Source organism: Chromobacterium sp. IRSSSOUMB001 (genome assembly GCF_023507765.1).
GTDB classification, from domain to species: Bacteria; Pseudomonadota; Gammaproteobacteria; order Burkholderiales; family Chromobacteriaceae; genus Chromobacterium; species Chromobacterium haemolyticum.
On the sequence record NZ_JALCYU010000015.1, the window covers coordinates 88,869 to 114,303 of the forward strand.

The following is a 25,435-nucleotide window of genomic DNA, read 5'->3' on the forward strand; positions in this document are numbered from 1 at the left end:
GGTAAAAAATCAAGATCAAACATCGCAGCGTTCGAGTTCGAAACGCGCTGCAAAACAGTCAGCATGGCGCATGCCATCGTCCATCGTCGCGAGCGCCTCAAGGTCGAAGCGAGACGAGCAGCCGTACAGTAGTACGGCGAGCACCGCAGCATTCGAGATCGAGACGCGCAACAAACGGTCAGCATGGGACAGCCATCGTCGCGAGCGCCTCGAGGTCGAAGCGAGACGCGCAGCCGTACAAGTAGTACGGCGAGCACCGCAGCATTCGAGATCGAGACGCGCAGCAAACGGTCAGCATGGGACAGCCATCGTCGCGAGCGCCTCGAGGTCGAAGCGAGACGCGCAGCCGTACAAGTAGTACGGCGAGCACCGCAGCATTCGAGATCGGGGCGCGCAGCAGATGGATGCCTCCAAGCGGCTCAGCATTCCTCGTGCCAGCCTATCCCATCGCGCGATAACAAAGCACTGGACGCCGCCGGCCCCCAGGTGCCCGCGGTGTACTGCTTTGGCGGCAGATTGCTGCTACGGCTCCAACTGTCCATGATGGGCTCCACCCAGCGCCAGGCCTCTATCAGCTCGTCGCGGCGCATGAACAGCGCCAGCTTGCCGCGGATCACGTCCAGCAGCAGGCGCTCGTAGGCGTCGGCGCGGCGCACCTTGAAGGCTTTGTAGAAGTCCAGGTCGAGGTAGGCCGGTTGCAGGCGCATGGTGTCGCCGGGCTCCTTGGCCAGGAAGTAGAGGCGGATGCTTTCTTCCGGTTGCAAGCGGATCACCAGCCGGTTGGCGGTGTGGCTGCCGCTCATCGGGCCGTTGAACAGCTGGTGCGGCACGTCGCGGAAGTTGATGACGATTTCGGCCAGCCGCTCCTGCATCCGTTTGCCGGTGCGCAGGAAGAAGGGCACGCCGGCCCAGCGCCAGTTGTCGATCTCGGCCTTGAGCGCGACGAAGGTTTCGGTCTGGCTGTCCGCGGGGATGCCCTGCTCGCTCAAATAGCCCACCACAGGCTGGCCGCCCACGGCGCCGGCCTTGTACTGGCCGCGCACGGTCTTGGCCGCCACGTCCTGCTCGCTGAACGGGCGCAGCGCCTTCAGCACCTTGAGCTTCTCATCGCGCACCGCGTCGGCTTCCATATTGGCCGGCGGCTCCATCGCCACAATGCACAGCAGTTGCAGCAGGTGGTTCTGCACCATGTCGCGCAGCGCGCCGGTGCCGTCGTAGAAGTCGCCGCGGCTGCCCACGCCCAGGTCTTCGGAGATGGTGATCTGCACGTCGTGTATCCATTCGCGCCGCCACAGCGGTTCGAACAGCGCGTTGGCGAAGCGGATCGCCATCAGGTTCTGCACCGATTCCTTGCCCAGGTAGTGGTCGATCCGGTACAGCTGCTCTTCCTTGAAGAAGCGCGCCACGTCGTCGTTGATCTCGTTGGAGGAATCCAGGTCGGTACCCAGCGGCTTTTCCAATACCACGCGCACATTGCCGCTATTGAGACCCACCGCCGCCAGGTTCTCGCAGATGCCGGCGAACAGATTGGGCGCGGTGGCCAGATAACAGACCACCACGCGGTCGTCGTCGCCCTTGAGCTTGTCCGCCAGCGCCGGGAAATCCCGCGGCTGGGAGGCGTCCACTTTCAGGTATTCGATCCGCGCACAGAAGCTGTCCCAGGCGGCGGCGTCGAAATGGGCTTTGACGTGCTGGCGCGAGTTCTTCTCGACAAAGGCCAGGTAGTCGTCGCGGCTCAGTTCCTTGCGGCCCAGCGCCAGGATGCGGCCCTGCTGATTGAGCAGGCCGGCGGCGTGCGCCTGATACAAGGAGGGCAGCAGCTTGCGCATCACCAGATCGCCGGCGCCGCCGAACAACACCATATCGAAGGCCGGGGTTGGCGTAGTACGGGTATCCATCCTGATCTTCCATCTCGAGACGTTTGTAGATGTAGTTATATTACCACCAGCTTTTGCCTTGTCCATGTCATCGCGCTGACGCAGGCCGCTTTTGCAACACCTTTTGCCCCAAAGCAAACAATTCCCTCAATCGCTGCAACGGCGGGTGTTGCCTCGCGCCGCCGGGCGTATCATGGCGGAACGGCGCTGGAGCGCGTCTTGCAATTTGAGTGTAGTAAAACTACTATCAACCCACTTCAACACGGAACGTCATCATGGCCTTGCATTCCACCCTGTCCGCCGTTACCGAGCGCATCGTCAACCGGAGCCGGGCAACGCGCGCCGCCTACCTGGACCGCTTGCGCGCCGCAGCCCATCAGGGAAGGGTGGAGCGCTCGCAATTGTCGTGTACCAACCTGGCCCACGCCTTCGCCGCCATGCCCGACGGCATCAAGATACATCTTAAGGAAGAACACCGCCCCAATCTGGCCATCGTCTCTTCCTACAACGACATGCTGTCCGCCCACCAGCCGCTGGAAACCTATCCGGCGCAGCTGAAGGAAGCGGCGCTGGCGGCCGGCGCCACCGCTCAGTTCGCAGGCGGCGTGCCGGCGATGTGCGACGGCGTGACCCAGGGCCAGCCGGGCATGGAGCTGTCCCTGTTCTCCCGCGACATCATCGCGATGAGCACCGCGGTGGCGCTGTCCCACCAGATGTTCGACGCCGCGCTTTACTTGGGCGTGTGCGACAAGATCGTGCCCGGCCTGTTGATAGGCGCGCTCTCCTTCGGCCACCTGCCCGCGGTATTCGTTCCCGCCGGCCCGATGACCACCGGCATCGCCAACGATGAAAAAGCCAAGGTGCGCCAGTTGTACGCCGAAGGCAAGGTGGGCCGCGACGCGCTGCTGGAATCCGAGTGCCAGTCCTACCACGGCCCCGGCACCTGTACTTTCTACGGCACCGCCAACTCCAATCAGATGCTGATGGAGATCATGGGTCTGCACCTCCCCGGCGCCGCCTTCGTCAATCCGGGCACCCCGCTGCGCGAGGCGCTGACCCGCGCCGCCGCTCAGCAAGCGGCCCGTATCGCCGCGCAGGGCAAGGCCTTCACCCCGGTGGGCGAGATGATAGACGAGAAGTCCATCGTCAACGCCATCGTAGGGCTGCTGGCCACCGGCGGCTCCACCAACCACACCATGCACATCGTCGCCATTGCCCGCGCCGCCGGCATAGCCGTGAACTGGGACGATTTCGACGAACTCTCCGCCGTGGTGCCGCTCTTGGTCCGCGCCTACCCCAACGGCAAGGCCGACGTGAACCACTTCCACGCCGCCGGCGGCATGGGCTTTGTGATCCGCGAGCTGCTGTCCGCCGGCCTGCTGCACGAGGACGTGGGCACCGTGGTGGGCCGCGGCCTGTCGCGCTATGCGCAGGAGCCATGGCTGGACAACGGCGAGCTCAAATGGCGCGACGCGCCCACCGACAGCGGAGACGATAGCGTGCTGCGCACCGCCGCCGACCCGTTCTCCGCCGACGGCGGCCTCAAGCTGCTGTCCGGCAAACTGGGCCGCGCGGTGATCAAGGTGTCCGCGGTCAAACCGGAACACCGGGTAGTGGAAGCGCCGGCGGTGATTTTCCACGACCAAAACGATATGCTGGCCGCGTTCAAGCGCGGCGAACTGGAAAAAGACTTCATCGCGGTGATCCGCTTCCAGGGCCCGCGCGCCAACGGCATGCCGGAACTGCACAAGCTGACCCCGGCGCTGAGCATTTTGCAGGAACGCGGTTTCAAGGTGGCCCTGGTCACCGACGGCCGCATGTCCGGCGCTTCCGGCAAAGTGCCGGCCGCCATCCACGTCTCGCCGGAAGCCTTGTCCGGCGGGCCGATCGGCAAGGTGCGCGACGGCGACCCGGTGCGGCTGGACGCCAATAGCGGCGCGCTGACCGTGCTGGTGGACGACGCAGAATGGGCCGCGCGCGAACAGGCGCAGGCCGATCTGACGCACAATGATTTTGGCATGGGCCGGGACTTGTTCGCGGTGTTCCGCTCGGTGGCAGACCACGCCGAAGCCGGCGCCACCAGCTTCCGCCATCCCGACTTCCACCCCGCTTCTTGGAGAAAATGAATATGGACGCATTGACCCTGCTGCGCCAAGGCCCAGTTGTTCCGGTGATCATCGTCAACGACGCGGCCGTGGCCGTGGAGCTGGCCCAGGCGCTGGTGGCCGGCGGCGTGCGCGTGCTGGAAGTGACGCTGCGCACCAAGGCCGCGCTGGCGGCGATGCGCCGCATGCGCGACGAAGTGCCGGGCGCCATCGTGGGCGCCGGCACGCTGCGCACCCGCGCTCATGTGGAAGCCGCCATCGACGCCGGCGCTCAGTTCGGCGTCAGCCCCGGATTCACCCCGGAGCTGGGCGCCGCCGCGCGCGCCGCCAATCTGACCCTGATTCCCGGCGTGGCCACCCCGTCCGAGGCCATGCGCGCCCAAGACGAAGGCTTCACCATCCAGAAACTGTTCCCGGCCGAAGCCGTGGGCGGCGTCAAGCTGCTTAAATCGCTGGCCAGCCCGTTTTCCGATCTGCGCTTCTGCCCCACCGGCGGCATCGACATCAAGAAAGCGCCGGAATACCTGGCGCTGCCCAATGTACTGGCCGTGGGCGGCAGCTGGCTGACGCCGGACGACGCCATCGCCAACCGCGACTGGGACCGCATCACCCAGCTGGCGCTGGAAGCCAGCCAGCTGCACAGGAATTAAACGACGTTGCTTCTTTACAGGGCCTCCCGGCCCTGTTTTTTTTGGGGGCGGCCCGCCGCTGGCGCGTCCCTGTCCGGTTTTGTCCTTCCTTTCCCCCGCCAATTGCCTAAGCTCAAGGTGCAGGACTTCATCGCCGCCGGCCCACGCCCGCGCCGGCGACGGCACCGTTGGGTTTGTTGACGTCTGTTTTTCCGCTGGAAAACAGACGTCAACCGACCCTCATATTGGAGACCCATATGCAAGTGGCGGAAATATTTGAAAAAGCGTCGGGCAAGCTGCCCATGGTGCCCAAAGTGGTCCAGGAGCTAGTGGCCAGTTTTCACCGCACCGACGTGAACATCGATGAAATTACCGACAAGGTGGGACATGACCAGGTGTTGACCGCGCGCGTGCTGCGCTTGGCCAATACCGCGCGCTTTGGCGGCAGCCGGCGCGTGGGTTCGCTGGAGGACGCCATCATCCTGCTCGGCTTCGACAATCTCAGGGTGCTGGTCATCGCTTCCGGCGTCACCGGCGCCACGCTGGGCATCCAGGGCTTCGACATGAAGGCGTTCTGGCAGCGCAGCTTCGCGATGGCCAACGCCGCCAAGCGGCTGGCCAGGCTGGCCAAGCTGGACCCGCAACTGGGCTATACCTGCGGCCTGCTGTCCAATATCGGCGAACTGGTGCTCTATGTGGCGGTGCCGGAACAGGCGCTGCAAATAGACCGCATCGTCGCCGGCGGCGCCGACCGGGTGGCCACCGAGCGCATGCTGCTGGGCATGGATTTGACCGAGGTGGGAGCCGAGCTGGCGCGGCGCTGGAATTTTCCGGACGAAATCCAGGAGGCCATCTTCAACCAGCACGACCTGCTGAATGAGGAAGTGTCTCCGTTCGCGCTGTTAATTGGCCTGGCTTCCTTCATGACTTCCGGCTTCAATCACGATATGAGCGAGGAAGACATGCTGGCCACCTTGCCGGTCAGCGTGATGGAGCGCGCCGGCCTGCACCGCGAGGGGCTGGCGGAAGCGCTGCCGGAGTTGCGCGAGGCCTGCACCGCGCTGGACGAAATGTTCTAAGAACCTGTTTACGATCTGCTCCGCTTCGTGAGACGTGACACGGTGAGTACCGCTTCGAAATGCTCATGTACCGCTTGTACATTCCGCGTTTTCAGCGGTTTTCGCCTTGTCTCGCCCTTGCTCGCGAGACTTTGAACAAGCTTCTAAGAATCATCCGACCAGACGCAAAAAAGGCGGCCCAGGCCGCCTTTTCGCACGTCTCGCATTGCGGACTCAACCGGCCTGGCCGCCCGCCTCGCCCACTGCGCCCGTCGTCTCCGCTTCGGTCTCCTCGTCCTCGGCGGCATCGACATGGCCGAGCACTCCGACGCAGCGCAGCTCGATCTCCTGCATCAGTTCGTCGATGCGGATCACCGACAGCTGAATGCGGTCGCCGCGCGCCAGTTCCGGCAGGCCCGGGATGCGCACCCGCATCGGCAAGCCGTCGATGCGCACCAAGTCCTCCTTGATGAAGGTGGCGGTGGGATCGGACACCCCTTCCTGGCTGAACCAGCGCAGGCACCAGAAATGCTCCATCCGGTCCTGGAAGCCGAGGTAGGCGGAGTAAGTAGTGTCGAAATCGCGCAGGATGGCGAACAACATCGCGTCGCCCTGCTCGAACTGCGGCTTCTCCTCGCGGATCATCGACATCAGCTGGCGCTGGTTGATGAAGTCGGTGGCGCGGCGCAACGGCGACGTGGCCCACGCGTACTGGGCCACGCCCAAGCCGGTGTGGGGCTCGGGCCGCGTGGTCATCCTCACCTTGCCCATGCTCTGCGCGCGGTACATGCCGGGGATGTCGGCCTCGGCCAGCATCCGGCCCCACTCGCTGTTGGCCAGAATCATCAGCTCGGACACCAGCTTGTCCATCGGCGCGCCGCGTTTGCGCAGGGTGATCAACACCTTGCCGTCGACCACGTCGAAGTTGTAGTCCATCTGCACCGGCCGGGTCGGATCGTATTTGCCGCGGCGCTTCTCCAAGGCCTCGGCGAACTGCCAGAACCAGATCAGCTCCTGCTTGAACGGATAGTCCACGCCCGGATCGCAAGCCAGCGTCTCTTCGTTGAAGAACTGCTCCAGCGCGGCGTGGCGCAGGTTGGCGGCGATATGCACTTTTTCGATGCAGTTTTCGTAGGCCACCGGCTCAAACTCCGGCGTCACCTCCACATAGAGGCTCAGCGCCGGACAGTCGTGCCCTTCCTTCAGGGTGAACATGTCCACCAGATCGTCCGGCAGCATGGTGATCTTGTCGCCGGGGAAATACACGGTGGACAGACGGGACAGCACCAGCTTCTCCAGAGGAGAGCCGATCTCTATCCCCAGCGATGGCGCGGCGATGTGGATGCCCACGCGCTTATTGCCGTTGGGCAAATCCTGCACCGACAGCGCATCGTCGATCTCGGTGGTGTTGGCGTCGTCGATGGAGAAGGCGCGCACCGGCGACAAGGGCAAGTCCTCCGGCAACGCCGGCAGCTCGTACTTGCCGAAACCGCGGCCCTTGGGGAAGAATTCCAGCATGAAGCCGGCCATCAGGTAGTCCGGCACCGAAGAGATGCCGCCCACCTTGTCCGCCAGCCGCAGCGGCGGCAGGCTCAGTTCGCGCGCGGCCTGGTCGAAGGCCTTGAACTCCAGCGTGTTCTTGTCGGGTTTCCACAACAACGTCATCAACTGGCCGTGGATCGCCTCCGGCAATTGGCCGGCTTTCAGTTCCGCCACCCACTGGTCGATCTGCTCCTGTTCGCGCTTTTTGCGTTCCAGCCCGGCCAGCGCCGCCTTCAGCGCGTCTTCCGGCGCCTTCTTGTAGCGGCCCTTGCCCTTTTTGTAGAAATACATCGGCGCGCCGTACAGACGCGACACGATGGCGGCGGCCTCCGCCGCCGACGGCGCGCGGCCCCAATAATCGGCGGCCAACGCCTCATAGCCGAACTCGTCGTCCGGGCAGCATTCCCACAGGAAATCCAGGTCAATATCCGCGGCAAGTTGCTCTACCATGGGCAGAAAATCGCCCAATGCGGAACTAAACTCCAGAAAAACATTCGCGGCCTTAATCTTGGCGCGCTTGCCATGCTGGGTATCCACTTGCAGACTAGCGTCATTGCGCGAAACGATGCTGCCGACCTTAAAGCCGCCGCTCTCTTCGTAAAAAACGTTCATTAAAAATTTTTGCCAGGCCGTTGCAATCCAACGGCGAATTATAACAGCGCGCCCAAGGCGCGGCTTCAGAACTTGAATATCGGACAACCGGGTCCACCGGGGAACACTTGACCATGTCGCAACATCAGGCTTTCAAACAACGCGTGCATCTGGCACAGGAAATCGATCGCATCGGCCACCTGCTGGTCACTCGCTGGGAACGGCCGCTGGCCGCCCACCTGCTGTCGCTGATCCTGCGGCTGGAAGATATGGTGCGCGAGCAGGACCTCAACGAAATCACGGGAGAAATCCAAACCCTGTCGCGCTTGCTGCAGGGCTGGATCCAGCAACCGCAGACCGCTCCGTCGGAAAGCGAGCGCTACAACCGCCTGCGCCACCACCTGGGCCTGGTCAGCCAACTGGGCATGATGGAGCGCAAGGACGGCCTGCCGGAGATCGACTACGACAAACTGCTGGGCGGCGACCTGGTCACCCTTTATCTATGGCTGCCGCAGGATGCGGACGCCACGCCGCTGATCCAGCAGCTGTCCTGCTACGGCATCCACGCCAAGGTGATCCAGCAGGCGGCCAAGCTGGCCCAGGCGTTGCAGGACAAGGCGCCGGAGGCGGTGGTGGCCTTCACCGAGTTCGCCGCCAACGACCCCATCCTCTTGCTGGCGCCCACCATCAGCAGTATCTGTCCGCTGATCCTGACCTCCCCGCGGCACGATTTCCAGGCTAGGCTGGCCGCGGTGCGCGCCGGCGCCGGCAGCCTGCTGGACTGGCCATTGCAGGCGCATCAGCTGATAGACCAACTGAGCTTCGGGGATCTGGGCGAGAAGCGCGAGCCCCTGCGCGTGCTGATCGTGGAGGACATGGAGTCGCTGGCCGGGCTCTACTCCAGCGTGCTCAATGCTCAGGGAGTGGAAACCCGCGAGGAAACCCAGCCGGAACGGGTGCTGGACATGATAGAGCAGTTCCGCCCGGATCTGATCCTGATGGACATGTACATGCCGCAATGCAGCGGCATGGAGCTGGCCAAGGTGATCCGCCAGCAACGGCTGCTGGACGGCATCCCCGTGGTGTTCCTGTCGGTGGAAAAGCGCCAGGCGGTACAGCTGGACGCGCTGACCCTGGGCATAGACGGCTTTCTGACCAAGCCGGTGGCGCCGGAGGAGCTGATCGTCACCGTAATCAACCGCGCGCGCCGTTACCGCAAGCTGCGCTCCTACATCATCAACGACAGCCTCACCGGCCTGCTCAATCACTCCCATCTGCACGGTCAGCTTGAGTACAGCATCCAGCGCGCGCGCCGCGATCAACGGCCGCTGTCGCTGGCCATGCTGGATCTGGACTTTTTCAAAACCATCAACGACAGCCATGGGCACCCTGCCGGCGACGAGCTGCTGATCAATCTGGCGCGCTTTCTCAAGGAACGGCTGCGCAGCAGCGACCTGGTGGGCCGCTACGGCGGAGAGGAATTCGCCATCGTGCTGCCGGGCACGAATCAGACGCAGGCGCGTGAACTGATGGACCAATTGCGTCAGGACTTCAGCCAGATCCAGCAACGCGCGCCTGACGGTGATTTCCGTCAAACCTTCAGCGTGGGCATCAGCTCGATGGACACCGCCGGCAGCAGCACGGAGCTGGTGCAGCAGGCCGACGAAATGCTGTACCGGGCCAAGGCCAACGGCCGCAACCGGGTGGAAACCATGCCGAATTGAGCCTGGCGCGGACAATGAAAAAGCCGGGGCGTCAAGGACGCTCCGGCTTTTTTCTCGCACGCTTAGAGCCTGTTCAAAGTCTCGCGAGCAAGAGCGAGATCGTAAACAGGCTCTTACACGCGGGTCATCAGGCCTCGGTCAGCACCAGGCGCACCCCCTGCTCTTCCAGCAGCTTGGTCACCGGTTCCGGCGGCAGCGCGTCGGTGAACACGGTGTGGAATTCGCTGATGTGGCCCATGCGCACCAAGGCGTTGCGGCCAAACTTGCTGTGGTCCGCCGCCAGATAGCGGTGACGGGCGTTGGACATCATCGCCTGCGCCACCCGCACTTCGCGGTAATCGAAGTCCAGCAGCGAGCCGTCCGGTTCAATGCCGGATACGCCGATGATGGCGTAGTCCACCTTGAACTGATTGATGAAATCCAGCGTGGCCACGCCGGTGATGCCGCCGTCGGACGCGCGCACCGTGCCGGAGGTGATCATCACCGTGAAATCCGGATTGGTGGACATGATGGAGGCGACGTGAATGTTGTTGGTGATCACCCGCAAGCCTTTGTGCGTGCTGGTCAGCGCCTGGGCCACCGCCTCTATGGTGGTGCCTATGCTCATGAACAGCGAGGCATGATCGGGAATGCTGCTGGCGATCATGTCCGCGATATGCGCTTTTTCGCTCTGGAATTTTCCTTTGCGCGCGAAATAGTCCTCATTCTCCACACTGCTGCCCAAGGCGGCGCCGCCGTGGTAACGGCGCAACAAATTGGCCTCGCACAGCTGGTTGATATCGCGGCGAATGGTTTGCGGGGTGACATCGAGCAGTCTGGCCAGCTCTTCGATCGGCATGAAGCCGTTTTCGCGGACCAGCTGCAGAATCTTGTCGTGACGGGGTGAGCGGCTCATAACTATTCGGAATCGAAAATCACGTCACTTTAGTAACATATTTTGCGGGTCAGCGGCAAACAGAACCACTATTCCGGCTTGATATCGGCCAATAGTGTTCGTTTATTGCGCATTTTTTACTCAGGGAGCCGCCTGGCCCTCCGCCAAGGACGCACGCCGTCCCCACAGAAAATCGCGCAACTGCTCCAGCGGCATCGGCCGCGCCAGCAGATAGCCCTGCAGGTAATGCACGCCGCTTTGCTGTAGATAGGCGCGTTGTTGTTCGGTTTCCACCCCCTCGGCCACCATGGAGATACGCAATTGCTTGGCCAGGTCGATAATCATTTCCAGAATGCGGTTGGCAATGGAATCACTGCCTATCGCCGCCACGAACACGCGGTCTATCTTCAAATGGTCGGCGTGAATGCGGTTGAGTTCCGCCAAGCTGCTATGACCGGTGCCGAAGTCGTCGATGGCGATCTGCACCCGCATCCGCCGCAGCTCGGCCATCACCTGCTGGCTTTGCGGCGTCACCCGGATAGGCTCGCGCTCGGTCACTTCCAGCACCAAGCGCGGCGGCGTCTTCGAGAAGTGTTGCAAAAACGCCTGGCAATCTTCCACCAGCTGCGCATGTTGCAAATGGCTGGGCGACAGATTGAGCGCGACAAAGAAACAGTCGGGCAAGGATAGCGACTCCATGTCCGCGGCCACCCGCCGCATCAGGTAGCGGGTAATCTGGATGATCATGCCGGAAGCTTCCGCCACCGGGATGAACAGATCCGGCGGCGCCAGGCCCTGGCGCGGATGCTGCCAGCGCAGCAACACTTCCACCCCCATGCAGCGATGGCCGCAAGCGTCGAACACCGGCTGGTAGTAAGGCAGGAACTCCTGATTGCGCAAAGCCAGCAGTATCTCCCCGCTGACCGAGCCGCGCTTGCGCAAATAGCCCAGCAGCAGGGCCGCCCCCACCACGCCCACCGGCAGCAACAGCAGCAAGGCGCGCAGCAGACGCGCCGACGCGCCGCGCCACAGGTACTCGGAGTCCACCCAGCTGTGCACCGCCAGCGGATAGTGCCGAGACGCCGCGATCACGCGCAGCACCGCGCTGCCCGGCACTTCGGCAACGCCCGGCAAGGTGGATTGCACCGCTTCCTTATGGTTCAACACCAGCAGCGAGCCGCTGTGGCCGTCATCGGCCTGCCAGGGCAGCAAGGGGCTGAAATAGGCCAGCTCCACGCTGGCGACAATGCCCTGCCCCCGCTCCCTCAGCAAAGAACGCATCAGGAAGGGGCGCTTGGGATACAGGGGGCCGGAACCCTGGCGATGGATCAGCTGTTGCGGCGCCGATGGAGTGAAGGGCAGCACCGTGTCCTGCGCGCCCAGCACCGAGGTGCAATACAGGCGGCGCCCGTCCAGCAGCCCCAGCGAGCGGATATAGGGGTCGAAAGCCGCCAGCGACACCAGCTTGCCGCGCGCCTGCGCGCAGGGCAGGCCAGCCAGCGGCGCGGCTTCGCGCAGCGAGCGATCCACCTGACCAAACACCCGGTCCACGGAATTGACCGCGCGCCCCGCGGCGCTTTGCAGCTGCGCCTGCACATCCAGCTGGTAGCGGTTCCAGGTCAAGGGCAGGCCTATTGCCGCCGGCAACACGGCCACCAGCAAGACCAAGGCCCATTCCGCGGCGTTGAGGCTGCCGCGAAACTGATTGCCTCGGCTGATCAGGTGACGGAAGCGATGGCGACAAAACACATTGTTCCCCGGCGTGACTAAATGACAAGAAGCAGCCCGGCGTCCGGCCATGAGGACGCGCGCCAATCCGCGACACGGCTGGCGCTGGCGAGAACAGCATGGATGGACGGGGACTGCCAGGATGAGGGATGAGCGGGCATTGCCGCGCGGCGCGTGCCCGGCCGCCATCGCGATTTTTCGAAGCTCCCGCAAGTCTGGCGCTAAAGATAACGGTTTAGCCGAAGACAGAAAAGCTAATTAGAAAGATTTATTTAATAAAATGTCTTTGATTGACTTGTATTTGATATAAATCGCCGCAGTCGACGCCGACCAAAACGCAATCAGGCCGCGAGCCGCCGGGGTGGGCGGGGCGCGGCCTGACAGCCATGCGGGGCGCTTAGCGCGGCGGCGGCAAGCGTTGGCGATGGCGCTCGATCTGCAAGCGCACCTGGCGCGGCGCGGTGCCGCCCACGTGGTCGCGCTGCGCCAGACTGCCTTCCGGGCTCAGCACGGCGAACACGTCGTCTTCGATCAGCGGCGAGAACTCGCGCAGCTTGGCCAGAGACAGGTCGGCAATGTCCACGCCCTGCTGCTCCGCGTGACGCACCGTCAGCGCCACCACCTCGTGGCTATCGCGGAAGGGCACGCCCTTCTTCACCAGATAGTCGGCCAGATCCGTGGCGGTGGCGAAGCCTTGCAGCACCGCCGCGCGCATCGCCTCCGGCTTGACGGTGACGCCGCGCATCATGTCGGCGTAAATGCGCAAGGTGTCGATCAAGGTGTCCGCGGTGTCGAACAGCGGCTCCTTGTCCTCCTGGTTGTCCTTGTTGTAAGCCAACGGCTGCGCCTTCATCAGCGTCACCAGCGCGATCAGGTGGCCCACCACGCGGCCGGACTTGCCGCGCACCAGCTCCGGCACGTCCGGGTTCTTCTTCTGCGGCATGATGGAGCTGCCGGTGCAGAAGCGGTCGGCGATGTCGATGAAGCCGACGCGCGGGCTCATCCACAGGATCAGCTCCTCGGACAAGCGCGACAGGTGCACCATCACCAGGCTGGCGGCGGCGGTGAATTCGATCGCGAAGTCGCGGTCGGACACCGCGTCCAGCGAGTTGTGGCAGACATCGTCGAAGCCCAGCAGCTGGGCGGTGTAATGGCGGTCTATCGGGAAAGTGGTGCCGGCCAGCGCCGCCGCGCCCAAGGGCAGGCGGTTGACGCGCTTGCGGCAGTCGCTCATGCGCTCGGCGTCGCGCGCCAGCATTTCCACATAGGCCAGCATGTGGTGGCCGAAAGTCACCGGCTGCGCCACCTGCAAATGGGTGAAGCCCGGCAACACGGTTTCGGCGTGCTGCTCGGCCAGGTCCAGCAGGCTGTGCTGCAACTCGCCGATCAGGCCGACGATGGCGTCGATCTGCGCGCGCAGCCACAGGCGGATATCGGTGGCCACCTGGTCGTTGCGGCTGCGGCCGGTATGCAAGCGCTTGCCGGCGTCGCCGATCTTGTCGGTCAGCCGGCGCTCCACGTTCATGTGCACGTCTTCCAGATCCACGCTCCACTCAAAGCGGCCGGCGCGGATATCGTCCAGCACTTCGCCCATGCCTCGTCGGATCGCTTCCAGGTCTTCGGCGGACAAGACGCCGGCGCGCTGCAACATGGCGGCGTGGGCCAGCGAGCCCTCGATGTCGAATTCGGCCAGTCGTCGGTCGAAATCCACCGAGGCGGTGTATTTCTTGACGAGTTCGGATACCGGCTCCGAGAAACGGCCGGACCAGGCGTGTTGATCTTGCATGGCAATGCTTTCTACGATGGCTGCGGACGAAAAACTTGGCGAAACCCCGGACACGCGCAATGCCGCCGGGAACCTCTTACTATGCCAGCGGCGAGCGCCTTCGGCCAGTGCGGGTTTTCCTTGCTATGATGCTGCTATCCTATTTCGCCCCTCCCCGCGCCGCCATGCCGCTACCGCCCTCGCCCGACCTGCCCGACTACCGCAACCTGGGCGTGCTGCTGCGCGCGCTGCTGCTGCTGGGCCTGTTCCTGCTGGGCGGCCTGCTGCTGGACGAGGGCGGAGAACCGCTGCCCTGGCGCTTGCTGCGCCTGTCCAGCCTGCTGGTGCCCGGCGCCTTGCTAAGCCTGGGCCTGCTGGCCTTGCTGGGCCGCCGCCTCCACCACGGGCGGCGCGCCGCGCTGGCCGCCGCCGCCATCTGCTTGTTGTCCTTCGCCTTCTGCGGCCGCCTGCTCAACCCGCTGGCGCCCATGCCCTGGGGCCAGGTGCTGCTGGCCGGCGCGGTGGGCGGGCTGATGCAGCACTACCTCAATCTGCGCGCGCGCGCGCTGTCCCCGGCCTTGTCCGAGGCGCGACTGATCGCGTTGCAGGCCCGCATCCGCCCTCATTTCCTGTTCAACAGCCTCAACGCCGCCATCGCCCTGATCGGCAAGCAGCCGGACAAGGCGGAAATGGTGCTGGAAAACCTGGCCGACCTGTTCCGCGCCCAGCTGGGCGACCCGGCGCGACAATCCACGCTGGGCCGTGAAATCGAACTGGCGGCCATGTATCTGGCGATCGAGGCCGAACGGCTGGGCGCGCGCCTGCAAGTGAGCTGGGACGTGCAAGCGCCGCTGGACGCCGCGCTGCCGCCGCTGATCCTGCAGCCGCTGGCGGAAAACGCGGTGTTCCACGGCATAGAACGGTTGGCCGACGGCGGCGAGATCCGCATCCAGGCGCGCCAGCATGAAAAACTGCTGGAGCTGACGCTGAGCAATCCGGTCAACCTGGAACCGGCGGCGGCCACGCCCGGACACCACATGGCGCTGGACAACCTGGCCGAGCGGCTGGAGCTGTATTTCGACGCCGAAGCCTCGCTCAGCGCCCGGCTGGACGGTGATCGTTTCATCACCCGCATCCGCCTGCCTTACCGCCCGGCGCCAACCCAGCAGCCAGGCTGAGAGCCTATTTACGATCTGCAAAGCCGTCTATACTCCCCCTGTCATCCGATTGAAACAGTTGATAGGGATATCATGGGAAAGAACCGGCTGGAAGCCTTCAGCGACGGCGTGCTCGCCATCATCATCACCATCATGGTGCTGGAGCTGAAAGTGCCGCACGACACCACTTGGACGGCGCTGCAAGACCGCTGGCCGGTCTTCCTCAGCTACGTGCTGAGTTTCATCTATGTGGGCCTGTACTGGAACAACCACCACCATTTCTATCACGCCATCCAGCGCGTGGACGGCCGCGTGCTGTGGGCCAATCTGCACCTGCTGTTCTGGCTGTCCCTCATTCCCTTTGTCACGGGCTGGATGGGAGAAAACCACTTCGCTCCGCTGCCGCTGGCCCTGTACGGCGTGGTGCTGCTGATGTGCGCACTGGCCTGGTGGCTGATGCAACAATCCCTGCTGTGCCTGCCCGGCAACCGCACCCGGCTGTCCGAGGCGCTGGGCAGGGACATCAAGGGCAAGATATCCCCGCTGTGCTACCTGATCGGCATCGCCGCTGCCTTTTACTGGGAATGGCTGTCCGCGGCGATGTACGTGCTGATGGCCCTGATCTGGCTCGTGCCGGACCGGCGCATTGAGCGGCTGTTGGCGGAAAAGTAACGCCGTCGTCGTCGCCCATTAATAAACACTATCAAACAAATTGTAATTTAAGATTTAACAAAACTATTGCCAGTTCCGATAATGGCCACTCCCTTAGTAAATGTTCTAATAATTTATGGGAGTGCCAATGTCTGCTCTGACCTTTTCCGTGAACCGCAAGCTTTTCACCGTGGCGCTGGCTTGTAGCGCCGCTTTGACCCAGGCCGCCAACCTGACCCAGGACAACGGCGCGCCGGTGGGCGACAACCAGAACAGCCAGACCGCCGGCCCCAACGGCCCCACCCTGCTGCAAGACATCCAACTGCTGCAAAAGCTGCAACGCTTCGACCGCGAACGGATCCCGGAACGCGTGGTGCACGCGCGCGGCGTGGGCGCCGGCGGCGTCTTCGTCGCCAGCGAGGGCTTGCAGGACGTCAGCCGCGCCCTGGTGTTCCGCAAGGGCGAGCAAACCCCGGTGTTCGTGCGTTTCTCCACCGTGATAGGCAGCCGCGGCGCGCCGGAAACCGACCGCGACCCACGCGGCTTCGCCACCAAGTTCTACACCGCGCAAGGCAACTGGGACCTGGTGGGCAACAACCTGCCGGTGTTCTTCATCCGCGACGCGATCAAGTTTCCGGACATGGTGCACTCGCTGAAGCCGGACCCGGTGAGCAATGAGCAAGACCCCAACCGTATCTTCGACTTCTTCTCCCACCTGCCGGAATCCACCCACATGCTGACCCGGGTGTACTCCAACTACGGCACCCCGGCCAATTACCGCGAAATGAACGGCAGCAGCGTGCACGCGCTGAAACTGGTGGCCGCCGACGGCCGCTACCAATACGCCAAGTTCACCTGGAAATCGCGCCAGGGCGAGCGCAACCTGCGCCCGGACGAACTGCCCAAGGTGCAGGGCCAATCGGTCAGCCACGCCACCGCGGACCTGCTGCAAAGCATCGAACAGAAACGTTACCCGTCCTGGGACTTGTACGTGCAGCTGATCCAGCCAGAGGACATGAACCGCTTCGCCTTCAACCCGCTGGACCCCACCAAAGTGTGGACCGGCGTGGCGGAACGCAAGGTGGGCACCATGACGCTGAACCGGATTCCGGCCAACTTCTTCGAAGCCACCGAGCAAGTGGCGATGTCGCCGGCCAACTTGGTGCCGGGCATCGAGGCCTCGGAAGACCGACTACTGCAAGGCCGGCTGTTCTCCTATCTGGATACCCAGATGCACCGCGTGGGCACCAATTTCCAGGCGCTGCCGGTAAACCGCCCGCGGGTTGAGGTGGTGAACAACAATCAGGACGGCGCGCACAACGCCTCCGGCCGCCAGGGCAGCGTCAATTACGAGCCCAGCCGGCAGGCTCCCAAGCCGCAAGACCCGCAGTTCAAGCACAGCCGCCTGCCCTTACAGGGCAACACCCAGCAAGAGGCCATCGCCAAAACGCTGAACTTCCAGCAGGCCGGCGAGTTCTACCGCTCGCTGAGCGCGCAGGACCAGGCGGACCTGATCCGCAATCTGTCCGGCGACCTGGCCAAGGTACGCAATGCCGAGACCCGCGATGTGATGTTGTCGCACTTCTACAAGGCGGACCGCCAGTACGGCGAGCGTCTGGCCAAGGCCTTGAAGGTGGAGGTGAAGGGGATTGAGCGCAGGGCGGCGCTGTTGCAGGAATAAGCGTAGCCGCTTGAATGAAGCGGGGCGGCCCATGGCCACCCCGTTTTTTTTTTTTGCGCCCGCTCCGCGCAGTGGCAAGCGGCGGCAGCGGGGTTTGGTGGATATCGCCTACGGCTCCACCCACCTGCTTAGGTCAGCGATTGCGTAGGCGGATGCGGCGGAAACGCGCCTCCAGCTTGAGCCGTTGTCCCAGCGCCAGATAGAACTGATGTTGGCTATCGACATGGCGGTAGACCCTGACCCGGTCCGCGCCCAGCAACATCATGATTTCCAGATAGTTGAAGAAACCCATCCACTGGTAGCGCCCGCCGCGGTCGTCAAAGTCGATGTCGCGGGCGACACGGCTGAGCAGGCCTTTGCCGACATATTCGCGGTTGTCCTTCATCCATTGCAATAGGTGGGCCGCGCATTCGCGGCCGTAGGCGCTGTCCGCGGGGTAATCCTTACGGGGCGTGGGCATTTGCCAGTAATGCCGATAGGTGCGACCGGGACAGAGGCGGACGAAGGGGAGCAAGGCTTCCTGCTGTTCCAGCGAGTGCAGTTTGTAGCGGCGACGACGGGGGAATTTGTGAGAATGTTGCATGGTGTTTCTCCTGCTGTGACACAAGATAAACCACCTGCCGGGGAAGGCTGAGGTATTGGGCAGGCGCGTGGCAGGATTGGCGTACCGAGCTATGAAACCGGCGAGTGCATAGCACTCTCCCACCACACGCCTGCCAAGTTGGCATGGCTGTGGGTGTGCTGCCTGCGTAACAAGTACGCAGAATTTCATAGCAACGGGACGCCAATCCCGTGTGCCGCTTGTTTTGGCGGCAACGGGGGGATTGTTGCCGAGGGGGCGGTTGGGGTCAAGGTGGGGTGGTTGGTGTGGCGAGGTGTGTGGGTTTTGTATCCGCTACGCGGAAGATGATTTTCATTGCCGGGACTGCCCGGCGAGCAGGGAGAGGATATTTGCTTGGCCAAATATCCTCTCCACTCCTAAAGGCCACCCTGCAAGCCTGGCCTACGGCTTCCCGTCAGGTCCGAGGCGCGGCTGAACTCGCGATTTGCTAACGTCAAATCGCTCAAACAGGGCAGCCGCTTAAGACCTCGGACCTGCCACCCGACGGCAGGCTTGAAGGGACCCAGGGCGCGTCGGATACATGCTCTCTTTTAGGGAGTCAGACTTATCCACAGACAAGAGCAATGGGGCCAAGTTATCCACGGAAATGGCCCACTTTGCTAAACCACCTCTCTTAATTCAAAAAAGACCACCTCGTGTAGCGCCCAAGTGTCCCCTCGGGGCGCGCCGGAGAAAAAGGGGTCTGCAAGGTTTTAAGCGGCTGCTTTGTTTGAGCGATTTGACGCTAGCAAATCGCGAGTTCAGCCGCGCCTTGCAGCCCCCTTTTTCTTCGGGGTTTCGCGTCCTGGGGGACGAGGGGGGATGGAAGGGGGCGGCGGCCCGCCCCCTCCCCGTTCGCCGCGCGGAAAGCGGCACCCAAAACATCATCCGCACAGCGGATTCAACAGAACCATCACCACTCAGCTCCACGCTATCAAAGGAAGCCCATGGAAGCGGATTCAACAAAAAAACCTCTCCAATCAAAGCGCGATCAAAGAGCGAAAACCCCATAAAAAAGCCCACGCGGGGCCTCCGCCCTACTCCATCACCCCATGCGCCCGATACGCCAGCCGCGTCTCCACCTCCCCAAACATATGATCCATGATGATGTCCCGCACCGCCGTCGCCGGCACAGCGCCCGGCGGCAAACTGTCCGGCAAAGAACTAATCATCAACGGACCATGCTCCGGATTCAACGTGGGACGTCCATGCGAACCCCGCACCAACGCCGGATCCAGCGGAATCACCTCCAACAAACTCCGCATCCCCAACTTGCGCTTCAACAAGGTCCAGGCAATGTCCAACTTCGGCCAACTTAAAGCCGGGTCCAAAAACAACTCCACCGGGTCGTAACCCGGCTTGCGGTGAATATCCACCGTGCGGGCGAAATCCGGCGCGTGCGCATCGTCCAGCCAATAGTAATAACTGAACCAACGATCCGGCCGGCTCACCGCCACCAGCTCGCCGGAACGCGGATGATCCAGCCCCAGCAAACGCTTGCCGGCCTGGTCCAACACCATTTCCACCCCGTCCAGCTCCAGCAACAAAGCCTTCACCTCCGGCACCAGCTCCGGCTGACGCACATAGACATGAGCGATCTGATGATCCGCCAGCGCGAAAGCCGCCGACGCGCCGCAATCCAGCTTGTCCTCACCCTCCTCCTCCCGCACCTTGAGCCAACCGGCCATGCGCAGAATGCGGTTGATGGCGATGTCGTTGCTGACCGGCGTGACGCCGTACTCGGACAAGACGATCACGCGGCTGCAGTCCCGGTCCGCCTCCTCGATCAACTCCCCGCACAACTGATCCACCGCCGCCACCTCCGCCGCCACGTCCGGATGATCCGGCCCCAAACGCTGCAGGCAGTAATCCAGATGCGGCAGGTAGACCAGGGTCAGCGTGGGCTGGCGCGAGCGGTACAGATGCAAGGCGCAATCCGTGATCCAGCGGCTGGAGCGGATATCCGCCGCCGGCCCCCAAAAGTGAAACAGGGGAAAATCGCCCAGCTTTTGACGCAATTCCGCGTGCAGCTCCGGCGGGTTGCAGTAGAAGTCGGGAATCTTGCGGCCGTCGGCCTTGTAGATCGGGCGCGGCGTCACGCTCCAGTCCACGTCGGCGTACATGTTGTACCACCAGAACAACTGCGCGCAGCTGAAGCCGGCGTGTAGACGCCGGGCTTCGTGCCAAAGTTTCTCGCCCTGAATCAAGGCGTTGTTCTGTCTCCAGAACAACGGCTCGGCCAACTCTCGCGAATACCAGCCGTTGGCGACGCAACCGTGCGCCTGCGGCAGCTGGCCGGTCAGATAGGTGGCTTGCGCCGGGCAGGTCAGCGCCGGCGTCACCGCCATGAGCGGGCGCTGCGCGCCGCGTTCCGCCAGCCGGATCAAGTGCGGCGCGTGCCGCAGCAGCTGCGGCGTCAGGCCCACCACGTTCAGAACGAGTGTGCGTTGCATGATGTCACTCCACGATATCCACCTGCGGATTTTGGCCGCGCAGCACGGAATTGCCCTGATACAGCCGGCGCTGGTCCACCGCCAGCGGGCTGTTGGCTTCTTCGATGTCCAGACGGCCGCTCTGGGCGAAGAAGTCCAGCGGGTTGCGCCAGACGATGGTTTCGATGTCGCGCTCCGCGATGCCGGCGGCGCGCATCGCCTCCACGGTTTTGGGCACTTTCAGCGGATCGCTGACGCCCCAGTCGGCGGCGCTGTTGATGATGATGCGTTCGCTGCCGTACTGGCGCACCAGCGCCACCATCCGCGGTTCGTCCATCTTGGTGTTGGGGTAGATGGAGTGGCCGGCCCAACAGCCGGAGTCCAGCACCAGCGGCAGGGTTTCTTCGGTGTTGTGATCGATCAGCACCCGCCCCGGCGCAATGCCGCTGTCGCGCACCAGCGCCAGGCTGCGCAGGGTGCCGGCCTTTTTGTCTCGATGCGGGGTGTGGACCAGCGCCGGCAGGTCGAACTCCATCGCCAGTTCCAGCTGGCGAGCGAAGTAGCGCTCCTCGGCCGGGGTTTCGTCGTCGAAGCCGATTTCCCCCACCGCCACCACGCCGTCCTTGTCCAAGTAGCGCTCCAGCAGCGCCATCACGCCGTCGGCCACGTCCGGGTTGTTGGTTTCCTTGGGGTTGAGGCCCAGGGTGCAAAAGTGGCGGATGCCGAATTGCGCGGCGCGGAAGCGCTCCCAGCCCAGCAGCGACAGGAAGTAGTCGTCGAAGCTGCCGACGTGCCGTCGCGGCTGGCCCATCCAGAACGCCGGCTCCACCACCACGCTGATGCCGGCCCGGCTCATCGCCTGGTAGTCGTCGGTGGTGCGGGAGGTCATGTGGATGTGCGGATCAAACATTTTCATGATGCAGTCCTTGCAGTAGGAAAACGACGTCGTCGGACACGCTGCGGCCGGCGGCGCGTCGCTCGCTGGCGTAGGCGGCCACCATGTGTTCCAGCTCTGGGCTCCAGCGCCGTTCCAGGCCGGCGATACGCCGCGCCGGCGCGCCGGTGAACAAGGCCTTGAGCACCAGCTGGTTGAAATTGAGATCGGGAAACTGTTGCGCCGGGTAGGCGTTGTCACAAGCCAGCGCCTGGAACACGCCGGCCACGTGGCTGCGGCTGGCGTCGGTGGCCAGCGCCAGCCAGTCTTCCGGCTTGGGCAGCAGGATCAGCGTCTTGACCACCGCCTGCTGTTCCAGGCTATCGCCGCCGCGATACAGATCGAACGCCAGCGCCGGATCCGCGCCGGCTGCCAAGGCCCTCAACAGCAGCAGGGCGCGGCCGGCGTCGCCGGGCGACCACGCTTCCGCCGCCAGCACGCGTTGGGCTTGCAAGGCCTTGATCGCGGCCTTGGGCAGCAGGGTCAGCGCCGCCAGTTGCCGGTTGGCCACGCTAAACAAGCGGCGACAGGCGGCGGGCTCCGGCGCATCGGCGGTCAGCCGACGACAGGCCTCCAACCACACCAGCGCCTGGGCGGCGTTGTGGCGGTCCGCCGCGTCCAGCAGGCTGGCGTGCAATTGATCCGCCAGCATGGTTTGCGTTTCCATCGCGCAGATTCTCCGTTCAAGTGCCCGGCACCCGGCGTTGCCATGTCCGGGTCAGCCAGGCGGCCAAAACCGCCAACGCCGCCCACTGCGGCTGGCCCGCGGCGGCGATGAACAAAGCGTCCGCCAGCGCGATGCCAGCGATCAGACCGCCGACGGCGCGCGGCATGTCGCGGCCGGGTCCGGGCCAGGCCAGCCGCAGACAATGCGCGCTCCACCCCAGGCTGAGCAGCAAAAAGGGCAGCGCCCAGGGCTGGAACGGTTGGCTGAGCAGGTAGAGCGGCGGCGCGGCCAGGCCCAGCAGCGGCGCCAGCCGCCCCAGCCCGGCGCGGCCTTCCTGCTTGGCCACGTAAGTCAGTGCGATCAGATAAGCCAGCAGCGCCAGCGCCGCCAGCAACAGCGGGCCGGATAAAGCTCCAGCGCCCAGCGCCAGGCCGCTGATCAGATAAACCTGCATCCGGCACAAGCCCATCAGCAGCGGGCTGAGCGGATTGTGTTTGTGCCAGAGGTCGTAGAGCACCACGGTGGCGGCCAGGCACAGGCCGGCCAACAAGGCGGGGAGGCCCAGCGCCGCCAACAGGGCGACGCCGACCGCGAGCTGGGCGGCGCCGGCCAGCAACACCAGCCGCGCCGACGCCAGCCCGGAGGGAATCGGCCGTTCCGGCCGTTCGCGCGCGTCGATGTGGCGGTCGCAGACATCGTTCAGATACATGCCGGCCACGTAGATCAAGGACAGCGACAGCAGCAGCAAGGCCAGCGGCCCGCCAGTCACGGCGTGGCCGGACAATACCGCGCCGGCGAGGACGTTGCTCCACACCGTGGGCAGGTTGGATACCCGACCCAGCCGCAGCGCCAGCGACCAGACCCCGGCCACGCGCCGGCGAGTCTGGCGCGCGTGCCGCCGCGACAGCCTCCGCCGGGCGCTGGTCTTGGGAATGGGCAGGGCGCGCTGGCCGCTCATCGCAGCTGGCCCTCCGCCCATTGCAGCTCCCGGCAGATGGCTTCGCCCAGGTCGCCCTGACGGTGTGCCGGGGGCAGCACGCCCCAGCTATAGGTTTCCACTTCCAGGTGGCTGCTCAGCGGCCGCTGGCGTTGCAGGGCCAGCAGCCGAGACAGGAAGTCTTGGGTGCTGGCGAACGGCCCCAGCGCGGCGTGGCAGATGGGCACGTGGAAGTGAATGCGCCATTCGTCGGCCGGCTGTCGCGGCAGGGCCGTCAGCGCCGCCGGCAGGTCCGGATAGCGCCACAGGTCGTCGCCGCGCCGCGCCACCACTTGGTGCAGATAGGTGTCTTCGGCGAAGGCGCGCAGCGCTTCCGCCGCCATCCGGTCCGGCCGGGTCACGCGCAGGCCGGCGCTGAGCTGGAGCTTGGCGATGGCGATGCCGGCCTGATCCAGCCGCGCCACCGCGTCTTCCGGCTGTTCGTACTCCACTGCGGCGTGGCAGGCGTCCAGGCACACGCCCAGGTGCCGCCGCACGATGGCTTCGGCTTCTTCGCGTTTGACATTGCACCATTTGGCCACTTGGTTGAGCGCGGCCCGGCTCAATAGATGCAGCTCGAAGAAGGCGACCGCGTCTTCGCTGGTGGCCAGCAGGCAGTCCGGCTCCGGTTCCAGCGCCAGCACGATGCGGCGGCCGCTGTCCTGTCGCAGCCGGTGGAGAAAGGCGGCGTGCTCCAGCAGATGGGTGGCGATCCACAGCGCGCCGCTGCCGTCGCCGCTCAGGTGTTGGCGATAACCGCCGGGCACGGTGCTGACGCTGCCGTATTCCAGTTCCGGCGGCAGCAGCGCGGACAGCAGCTGGGCTAGCCGGTTGCTGTAGATCAGCCGCTGCGGGTCCCGCCAGTCCGGCAGGTAAACCCCATCCTTAACCACTTGCCGGTGGAAGGCGCCGAAGGGAAAGCCGTTGAGAGTGAACACATAGCATTGGTGCTCGGTCAGAAAATCGCGGAATTCCGCCTGCGCCGGTTCCTCCTCCAACTGGCGCGCGGCCAGCGCGGACAGCCGCAGCCCAATGCCGAACGGCCGGTCCGGCGCCACTCGCGCCTTGATGCGCGGCAGGTGGAAGCCCAGTTGAGCGCGCATTTCCTGCCAGCTTTCGCCGGGGTGGATATTGGTGCAGTAGCTCATGTGGACCGCGGGCAGAGTGGTGGCCGGCAGACTGTCCGGCCGTTGTTGGGGGTCAAGCAGCAACATGGTCATCGCTCCTGTCGCGCAGCCAGTCTATGGCCGCGTTCATCCGATCCGCATCGATGGCGTGCACTTCCACACCCTGCCCCAAACGCTGCAACAGGGTGATGGTCAGTTCGCCGCCTAGGTGTTCGCGGAACTCATCCAGCCCGGCCAGCACCTGGCGACGCTCGCCGTCGCGCCAGTCCAACGCCGGGTGCCATAACGAAAAGCCCAGCCGCAGCAGCAGCCGGTGCAAACTCAGTTGCGCCGGTTCGCGCAGCAAGCCGGCCAACACCGCGTAGCGGCAGTCCAGCGCCAGGCCTATCGCCACCGCTTCGCCGTGGCGCAGCGCGTAGCCGCTCAGCGCTTCCAGCTTGTGCGCGGCCCAATGGCCAAAATCCAGCGGCCGGGCGCTGCCGAACTCGAAGGGGTCGCCGCCCTGGCCGATGTGGTTCAGATGCAGTTCGGCGCAACGCCGTATCATCCATTGCATCGCTTCGTCGTCGCCGTCGGTCAGCGCTTCGGCGTTGGCGTCCAGCCAGTCGAAGAAGGCGCGGTCGCGTATCGCCGCCACTTTCACCGCTTCGGCGATGCCGGCGATGCGGTCTCGGCGCGGCAGGCTGGCGATGAAGTCGTAGTCGTTGAGCACGGCGAACGGCGGCGCGAAGGCGCCGAGGAAGTTCTTGGCCCCAAAGGCGTTGATCGCGGTTTTGACGCCCACGCCGGAATCGTTCTGCGCCAGCACGGTGGTGGGCATGCGCACCACGCGCACGCCGCGGTGGGTGGTGGCCGCGGCAAAGCCGGCCATGTCCAGCAGCGCGCCGCCGCCGACGATGACCACGCAGCTGTGACGGTCTACATGGCATTGCTGCAACCAGCCTTGCAGCGCGAACAGCTGCTCCGGATCGTTCTTGCAAGCTTCGCCGCCCATGGTCAGCCGCGGCGGCGCGGCCAGTTCCAGCGCGTCGCGGTGACGCCGGGCGTAGCGCTCGAAGGCGGCGGGCAGCCGCGGGTGGGCGGCGGCCACGTCCTGGTCAATCAGAACCACGAATCGATGGCGCCGTTCCGGCTCGCGCCGGCAGATGGCTTGCCGCAACAGCGGGTTGCCAGGGTCGCTCAGCAAGCCGCGGCCAAAATACACCGGGTATTCGAACGGCACGCTGAAGCGCTGCATGGTCATGGCCCCGGCGCTGCGGCCGCTTGCGGCGTCTCCGAGGTCTGGCTTGCTGACTGGCAGTGGCATGGCTCTGCTC

General features: G+C 64.4%; 19 protein-coding genes. 7 read left to right on the forward strand and 12 right to left on the reverse strand.

Features of this window, described 5'->3' with window-relative positions; genetic code table 11:
- Positions 1–419: 419 nt before the first annotated feature.
- On the reverse strand, positions 420–1,898 hold the full coding sequence (gene zwf / locus MOV80_RS18800; RefSeq protein ID WP_043592594.1) for a glucose-6-phosphate dehydrogenase: 1,479 nt from the start codon (positions 1,896–1,898) through the stop codon (positions 420–422).
- Between the two features lie 254 nt (positions 1,899–2,152).
- On the opposite strand from zwf, the gene edd reads away from it, so the two are divergent.
- The 3 genes from edd (at position 2,153) to MOV80_RS18815 (ending at position 5,690) form a co-directional block, all read left to right on the forward strand.
- Positions 2,153–4,003, forward strand: coding sequence for a phosphogluconate dehydratase (gene edd, locus MOV80_RS18805; RefSeq protein ID WP_249605382.1), 1,851 nt, complete (start codon positions 2,153–2,155; stop codon positions 4,001–4,003).
- Positions 4,004–4,005: 2 nt separating this feature from the next.
- The gene (locus tag MOV80_RS18810) at positions 4,006–4,632 is read left to right on the forward strand and encodes a bifunctional 4-hydroxy-2-oxoglutarate aldolase/2-dehydro-3-deoxy-phosphogluconate aldolase (RefSeq protein WP_039753845.1); all 627 of its coding nucleotides are present in this window, start codon (positions 4,006–4,008) and stop codon (positions 4,630–4,632) included.
- A 236-nt stretch (positions 4,633–4,868) separates the two neighbouring features.
- Positions 4,869–5,690, forward strand: coding sequence for an HDOD domain-containing protein (locus MOV80_RS18815; RefSeq protein ID WP_043592597.1), 822 nt, complete (start codon positions 4,869–4,871; stop codon positions 5,688–5,690).
- 213 nt (positions 5,691–5,903) lie between these two features.
- Here MOV80_RS18815 and MOV80_RS18820 read toward each other — a convergent pair whose 3' ends face one another.
- On the reverse strand, positions 5,904–7,823 hold the full coding sequence (locus tag MOV80_RS18820) for an RNB domain-containing ribonuclease (protein ID WP_249605383.1): 1,920 nt from the start codon (positions 7,821–7,823) through the stop codon (positions 5,904–5,906).
- Between the two features lie 113 nt (positions 7,824–7,936).
- On the opposite strand from MOV80_RS18820, the gene MOV80_RS18825 reads away from it, so the two are divergent.
- Positions 7,937–9,526 (forward strand): diguanylate cyclase, encoded by a 1,590-nt coding sequence (locus MOV80_RS18825; protein ID WP_232060462.1) that lies wholly within the window; start codon positions 7,937–7,939, stop codon positions 9,524–9,526.
- 127 nt (positions 9,527–9,653) lie between these two features.
- On the opposite strand, the gene MOV80_RS18830 is transcribed toward MOV80_RS18825, so the two are convergent.
- The 3 genes from MOV80_RS18830 to argH all read right to left on the reverse strand — a co-directional run bounded on the left by MOV80_RS18830 (position 9,654) and on the right by argH (position 13,914).
- Positions 9,654–10,421: a DeoR family transcriptional regulator gene (locus MOV80_RS18830; RefSeq protein ID WP_019103455.1), complete on the reverse strand. Its 768-nt coding sequence runs from the start codon at positions 10,419–10,421 to the stop codon at positions 9,654–9,656.
- Between the two features lie 120 nt (positions 10,422–10,541).
- Complete coding sequence (locus MOV80_RS18835) at positions 10,542–12,149, reverse strand: EAL domain-containing protein (RefSeq protein ID WP_043592601.1); 1,608 nt, start codon at positions 12,147–12,149, stop codon at positions 10,542–10,544.
- Positions 12,150–12,525: 376 nt separating this feature from the next.
- A complete protein-coding gene (gene argH / locus MOV80_RS18840) occupies positions 12,526–13,914 on the reverse strand; it encodes an argininosuccinate lyase (RefSeq protein ID WP_019103970.1) in 1,389 nt (462 codons plus the stop codon).
- Positions 13,915–14,039: 125 nt separating this feature from the next.
- On the opposite strand from argH, the gene MOV80_RS18845 reads away from it, so the two are divergent.
- From MOV80_RS18845 to MOV80_RS18855, 3 genes are all read left to right on the forward strand, one after another.
- A complete protein-coding gene (locus MOV80_RS18845; RefSeq protein WP_019103969.1) occupies positions 14,040–15,071 on the forward strand; it encodes a histidine kinase in 1,032 nt (343 codons plus the stop codon).
- A 72-nt stretch (positions 15,072–15,143) separates the two neighbouring features.
- Positions 15,144–15,722, forward strand: a complete 579-nt coding sequence (locus MOV80_RS18850; protein ID WP_043592606.1) for a TMEM175 family protein — start codon at positions 15,144–15,146, stop codon at positions 15,720–15,722.
- Positions 15,723–15,849: 127 nt separating this feature from the next.
- The gene (locus MOV80_RS18855) at positions 15,850–17,382 is read left to right on the forward strand and encodes a catalase (RefSeq protein ID WP_019102509.1); all 1,533 of its coding nucleotides are present in this window, start codon (positions 15,850–15,852) and stop codon (positions 17,380–17,382) included.
- Between the two features lie 133 nt (positions 17,383–17,515).
- Here MOV80_RS18855 and MOV80_RS18860 read toward each other — a convergent pair whose 3' ends face one another.
- From MOV80_RS18860 to MOV80_RS18890, 7 genes are all read right to left on the reverse strand, one after another.
- The gene (locus MOV80_RS18860) at positions 17,516–17,965 is read right to left on the reverse strand and encodes a hypothetical protein (protein WP_249605384.1); all 450 of its coding nucleotides are present in this window, start codon (positions 17,963–17,965) and stop codon (positions 17,516–17,518) included.
- Positions 17,966–19,020: 1,055 nt separating this feature from the next.
- Positions 19,021–20,436 (reverse strand): nucleotide pyrophosphatase/phosphodiesterase family protein, encoded by a 1,416-nt coding sequence (locus tag MOV80_RS18865; RefSeq protein ID WP_249605385.1) that lies wholly within the window; start codon positions 20,434–20,436, stop codon positions 19,021–19,023.
- Positions 20,437–20,440: 4 nt separating this feature from the next.
- Complete coding sequence (locus MOV80_RS18870) at positions 20,441–21,331, reverse strand: TatD family hydrolase (RefSeq protein ID WP_198001622.1); 891 nt, start codon at positions 21,329–21,331, stop codon at positions 20,441–20,443.
- Positions 21,318–22,016: an EboA domain-containing protein gene (locus MOV80_RS18875; RefSeq protein ID WP_019100965.1), complete on the reverse strand. Its 699-nt coding sequence runs from the start codon at positions 22,014–22,016 to the stop codon at positions 21,318–21,320. Before MOV80_RS18875 ends, MOV80_RS18870 begins: the two co-directional genes overlap by 14 nt.
- Positions 22,017–22,032: 16 nt before the next feature.
- The gene (locus tag MOV80_RS18880) at positions 22,033–22,974 is read right to left on the reverse strand and encodes a UbiA family prenyltransferase (RefSeq protein ID WP_052052146.1); all 942 of its coding nucleotides are present in this window, start codon (positions 22,972–22,974) and stop codon (positions 22,033–22,035) included.
- Complete coding sequence (gene eboE / locus MOV80_RS18885) at positions 22,971–24,206, reverse strand: metabolite traffic protein EboE (RefSeq protein ID WP_019100963.1); 1,236 nt, start codon at positions 24,204–24,206, stop codon at positions 22,971–22,973. Before eboE ends, MOV80_RS18880 begins: the two co-directional genes overlap by 4 nt.
- Positions 24,193–25,425, reverse strand: coding sequence for a 3-dehydroquinate synthase (locus tag MOV80_RS18890; RefSeq protein ID WP_019100962.1), 1,233 nt, complete (start codon positions 25,423–25,425; stop codon positions 24,193–24,195). Before MOV80_RS18890 ends, eboE begins: the two co-directional genes overlap by 14 nt.
- Positions 25,426–25,435: the final 10 nt, after the last annotated feature.